Below are 4,477 nucleotides of genomic sequence, written 5' to 3'. Positions count from 1 at the left end.
CCACCCACAGGTCCGAGACATAGGCCCCCGCCATCCCCCGCGCGGTCGAATAGAGCGGCGAGAACATCGCAAGCCCCTGGATGCCCGCGCCCTCGGCCACCACCACCCGGGCCAGCGGCGCGGGGCCGAACAGCACCCCCTCCAGCGCGCCGCGCGTGGCGCGATGCGGATCGCCCAGCGCCGCCGACAGCGCCCGCAACCCGGCGTCGAGCGCGTCCAGATCCCGCGGCCCGGCCGGCCTGATCGCAATGTCCATGGCTGTCTCCCACTGTTGCGCGGACGGTGCCAGCGTGCGGCGGCGATTGCAAACCCCCCGGGTCTTGCGCCGGGGCGTGGTTGGCGAAAGGGTGGCGCCAGCCACACCCGGAGGGATCGCGCGTGTCCACCACCGCCCAGACCATCATCACCAACGCCCGCGTCCTGACCATGGACCCCGCCCACCCCCGCGCCGAGGCCGTGGCCATCGCCGACGGCCGCATCCTCGCGCTTGGCAGCGGGGCCGGCATGGCGGCCCTCGGGGGACCGCGGACCGAGGTCATCGACGCAGGCGGCGCCACCGTCCTGCCCGGCTTTGTCGAGAGCCACATGCATCTGCTGCCCGGAGGGGCGGAGCTGGATCACCTGAACCTGCTGGGGGTCAGCGGGGCACAGGCGCTGGGGGCCGCGCTGGGGGCCTTTGCCGCCGCGCGCCCCGACCAGCCGCTGATCTGCGCGCAACAGGCCGATTACGCCATCATGGGCGACCGGGCGGCGACGCGCGGCGATCTGGACGCGATCCTGCCCGACCGGCCGCTGTTGCTGGTGGCCGCCGATCACCACACCGCATGGGCCAATACCGCGGCGCTGCGCGCGGCGGGCATCCTGGGCGGCCGCGCGCTGGACCCGGGCAACGATATCGTCATGGCGCCGGACGGCCAGGCGGCGGGCGAGCTGCGCGAGTTCCAGGCGTTTGGCCCCGTGCTGGCGCTGGCGGGCGAGGAGCGGGTGCACCTGGGCCTCGTGGACGGCTCCGAGCCCGACCCCGCCCCGGGGCCTTCGGGGCGCGCGCATGACCGCCGCCACCTGGCGCGCGGGCTGGCGCATTGCGCGCGCCACGGCATCACCTCGATCGTGAACATGGACGGCAACCGCTATCAGCTCGAACTGCTGGCGGAGCTGCGCGCCGAGGGCGCCCTTACGGCCCGCGTCCGCGTGCCGTTCCATCTGCGCGGCGAACGCCCGCTGGCGGTGCTGGAGCAGGCCAGCGCCATGGCGCGGGACTTCGACGACGACTGGCTCGCGTCGGGGTTCGTCAAGATGTTCATGGACGGGGTGATCGACAGCGGCACGGCGGTGCGCAGCGACGACTATCCCGACCAGCCGGGATGGCGGGGCGATGCGCTGTTCTCGGCGGAGTATTTCGCCGCCGCCTGCGCGGAGGCCGACCGGCGCGGGTTGCAGATCGCCGTGCACGCGATCGGCTGTGGCGCGGTCGCACGCACGCTCGACGGATACGCGGCGGCGCGCGCGGCCAATGGGCCCCGCGACGCCCGCCACAGGGTCGAACACATCGAGCTGATGCGCCGTGACGACATCGCGCGGATGGTCGATCTGGGCGTCGTCGCCTCGGTCCAGCCCTGCCATGTGCCCGGCGCGCTGGATTTTCCGGCCTTTCCGACGCTGGACATGCTGGGGCGCGACCGCTGGCGCGACGGGTTCCTGACGGGCACGCTGGCGCGCGCGGGGGTGCCGGTCGCCTTTGCCAGCGACTGGCCGGTGGCGGATGTGTGCCCGCTGCGCTGCCTCAAGGCGGCCCTGACGCGCCGACCCTTTGCCAAGGACTGCGCCGACGAGCGTCTGGACCTGATGGCCGCACTTGCGGCCTATACCACCGGCGGGGCGTATGCCGAACACACCGAAGGCTGGAAGGGCCGGCTGGCGCCCGGGTTTGCCGCCGACATCGTCGTGCTGTCGCGCGACATCGAGGCCACCGCGCCCGAGGCCATCGACACCCTGTCGGTGGTGCGCACCATCGCGGGCGGCCGCACCGTCTGGGCAGGCTGATCGGCTTGCGGGTCCCGCCCGCCCGGCGTAGGGGCGAACGGGAACGCAGCGGGGGGACAGGACGATGGCGGTGCGGGTGGCGATCAACGGCTTTGGCCGGATCGGGCGGACGGTGCTGCGGGCCTGGGCCCGGCACGCGGCCTGGCCGGGGGTGGAGATCGTGGCGATCAACGACATCGCCACGCCCGAGACCTGCGCCTATCTGTTCGAATACGACAGCGTCTTTGGCCCCTTTCCCGGCCCCGTCACGCTGGAGGACGGCGCGCTGGTGCTGCCGGGCCATCGGCTGCGGCTGACGCGGACCGCGGACCTCGGCACGCTGGATCTGTCGGACATCGACGTGGTGCTGGAGTGCACGGGGCGCGCCGACACCCGTGCGGTGGCCGAGCGCGGCCTTGCGGCGGGGGCGCGGCGGGTGCTGATCTCCGGCCCGTCCGAGGTCGCCGACGCCACCCTCGTGCTGGGCGCCAACGAGGCCGGACTGACCGACGCCCACCGCATCGTGTCGAACGCGTCCTGCACCACCAACGCGCTGGCGCCGCTGGCGCGCCTGCTGGACGATGCGCTGGGCATCCACACCGGCTGGATGACCACGATCCACTGCTATACCGGCAGCCAGCCCACCGTGGATGCCCCCGCCGCCAGCCCCGCACGCTCGCGCGCGGCGGCGCTGTCGATGGTGCCCACCACGACCTCGGCCTCGCACCTGCTGGGGCGGGTGCTGCCGCAGCTGGCCGGGCGGATCGAGGGGGCGGCGGTGCGGGTGCCGGTGGCCTCGGTCTCGGCGGTGGATCTGTCGGTGATGCCCCGCACGCCCGCCACCGTGGCCGAGGTCAGGGACATCCTGCGCACCGCGGGCGGGGTGATCGGCTGGACCGACCGGCCGCTGGTCTCAACCGACCTGCGCGCGCGGCCCGAAAGCATCGTCATGGCCCTGCCCGAGACGCATGTCACCGCGGGCGGGCTGGTGCGGGTGTTCGGCTGGTACGACAACGAGTGGGGATTTTCCTGCCGGATGCTGGACATGGCCGCCCGCATGGGCTGAGCGCCCGCCATGCACCCCGCCTGCCGGACCGGGGCGCCCGCCCGCCCCGGTGCCGGAGGCGTCAGGGCAGCTCGATCGCCAGCGCGACAGGCTCGCCGACCAGAACGCCGCTGGCCTGCGCACCGGCGATGGCCTGCGCGATGCAATCGCGGGTGGTGGTGTGGGTGACGATCAGGACCGGCGCGTGCGGGGCCGCGTGGCCGTACTGGCGCATCCGGTCGATGGAGACCCCGGCGTCGCCCAGCGCGGTCGCGACCTTGGCCAGCGCGCCGGGCTTGTCCAGCAGCGTCATGCGCAGGTACCACTGCGTCGGCGCCGCAGCGCGCGCCGGGACCGCATCGATCAGCGTCGCTGCGGGCTGGCCGAACGTCGGCAGGCGCAGGCCGCGCGCGATCTCGATCACGTCCGACATCACCGCCGAGGCGGTCGGCCCCGCGCCGGCCCCGGCGCCGCGCAGCACGATCTGGCCCACCGCGTCGCCCTCCAGCACCACCATGTTGGTGGCGCCCGGCAACTGGCCCAGCGGGCTGTCGGCGGGCACCAGGCAGGGCGCCATGCGCTGCTCCAGCCCCCGCCCGGTCATGCGGGCCACGCCCAGCAGCTTGATGCGGAAGCCCATGTCGGCGGCCTGGCGGATGTCGTCGATGGAGATGCGCTCGATCCCCTCGATCTCCACCGCGTCGAAGTTCACCCGCGTGCCAAAGCCGATGGCCGCCAGCAGCGCCAGTTTGTGGGCCGCATCGATGCCGCCCACATCCAGCGTCGGATCGGCCTCCAGGTAGCCCAGCGCCTGCGCCTCGGCAAAGACGGTGTCGTAGGGCAGGCCCGCCTCCTCCATCCGCGTCAGGATGTAGTTGCAGGTGCCGTTCATCACCCCCATCACGCGGGTGACGGCGTTGCCCGCCAGCGCCTCGGTCAGGGACTTGATGACGGGGATGCCGCCCGCGACCGCGGCCTCGAAGCGCAGCACGCAGCCCGCATCCTCGGCGGCTCCGGCCAGGGACTGTCCGTGGATCGCCAGCATGGCCTTGTTGGCGGTGACGACGTCCTTGCCGGTGGCAAGGGCGGCCTCCACCGCGGCCTTGGCGGGGCCGTCGGCGCCGCCCATCAGTTCGATGAAGACATCGATGTCGTCGCGCCGCGCCAGCGCCACGGGATCGTCCATCCAGTCGTAGCCCGACAGATCGACGCCGCGATCCCGGCGCCGGTCCCGGGCAGAGACCGCCACCACCTCCAGCGGGCGGCCGGTGCGCGCGGCGATCAGCCCGGCATGGCGTTGCAGGATGGCGATCACGCCCCCGCCGACGGTTCCAAGTCCGGCAACGCCAAGGCGCAGGGGAGCGGCGGTCATGGGCAGGTCTCCGAGGTCTGAGGTCAGGGGCTGGGGGC

General features: G+C 73.6%; 3 protein-coding genes and 1 pseudogene. 2 read left to right on the top strand and 2 right to left on the bottom strand.

Annotated elements, in window-relative coordinates:
* Positions 1-256 (bottom strand): annotated as a pseudogene (locus tag CCR87_RS01165) (GNAT family N-acetyltransferase); the annotation flags it as partial.
* Positions 257-378: 122 nt separating this feature from the next.
* On the opposite strand from CCR87_RS01165, the gene CCR87_RS01160 reads away from it, so the two are divergent.
* Both CCR87_RS01160 and CCR87_RS01155 read left to right on the top strand, forming a co-directional pair.
* The gene (locus CCR87_RS01160) at positions 379-2,043 is read left to right on the top strand and encodes an amidohydrolase (RefSeq protein ID WP_338048852.1); all 1,665 of its coding nucleotides are present in this window, start codon (positions 379-381) and stop codon (positions 2,041-2,043) included.
* Between the two features lie 64 nt (positions 2,044-2,107).
* Positions 2,108-3,088, top strand: coding sequence for a type I glyceraldehyde-3-phosphate dehydrogenase (locus CCR87_RS01155; RefSeq protein ID WP_201155497.1), 981 nt, complete (start codon positions 2,108-2,110; stop codon positions 3,086-3,088).
* A gap of 61 nt (positions 3,089-3,149) precedes the next feature.
* On the opposite strand, the gene CCR87_RS01150 is transcribed toward CCR87_RS01155, so the two are convergent.
* Positions 3,150-4,439 carry a homoserine dehydrogenase gene (locus tag CCR87_RS01150; protein WP_201155496.1) on the bottom strand — a complete coding sequence of 430 codons (1,290 nt, stop codon included), beginning with the start codon at positions 4,437-4,439 and terminating at the stop codon, positions 3,150-3,152.
* Positions 4,440-4,477 lie beyond the last annotated feature (38 nt).

Origin of the sequence: Rhodobaculum claviforme (assembly GCF_016653255.1) — a bacterium.
Classification (GTDB): domain Bacteria; phylum Pseudomonadota; class Alphaproteobacteria; order Rhodobacterales; family Rhodobacteraceae; genus Rhodobaculum; species Rhodobaculum claviforme.
The sequence above is the reverse complement of the archived record's forward strand: the minus strand, read 5'-3'. Positions and strand labels throughout refer to the sequence as shown.